This window comes from Gilliamella sp. Pra-s60 (assembly GCF_009795755.1).
Taxonomy (GTDB): Bacteria; Pseudomonadota; Gammaproteobacteria; order Enterobacterales; family Orbaceae; genus Gilliamella.
In genome coordinates this window covers 1-474 of sequence record NZ_WTFA01000048.1, presented here as the reverse complement: position 1 = coordinate 474, position 474 = coordinate 1, and the positions used below count along the sequence as shown (strand labels likewise).

The 474-nt window shown below is 42.6% G+C and carries 1 protein-coding gene; it reads right to left on the bottom strand.

The window, feature by feature from the left end:
- The coding region (locus tag GQ596_RS10965) for a hypothetical protein (RefSeq protein ID WP_160401756.1) at positions 1 to 474 on the bottom strand (474 nt) is incomplete at both ends.

Genomic DNA, 474 nt, shown 5'->3' with positions numbered 1-474 from the left:
GATAAGCGGTATCTGATTTAGTACGATTGACGAACCACTGCCTCAACACAAATCCATACCGAACCTCATTACCACTTCTATCCCTTCCCACCAACTCGAAAGTCTGTGGCAAAGATGGACGTGTTAGTGAACTAGGATTATCTGAGTTTATTTGACTACTACTTGCCTTAGGACCATGCAACGTTACCCGTGTTACATTCTTGGATTTATCACTAATCCATCTATCAGCTTGGACTGTACTTCCCCAAGGGTCTGTGAATGTACCAGAACGCGGCCTTGTCCAACTCACCGTTGCTCTTATACTACCACTTGTATTAACTGTCCAACTTAACTGACTTCCGTCAATACCACCTATATCCAAATCAAAATACAAACCATCTGAACCAGTCGTTGGAAAGTTCCTGTCGTAAGATGATGGACTTGTTGATTGAGTTAAGAAGCCCTTACTAGGATTCCATATGTTAGATGGACCTG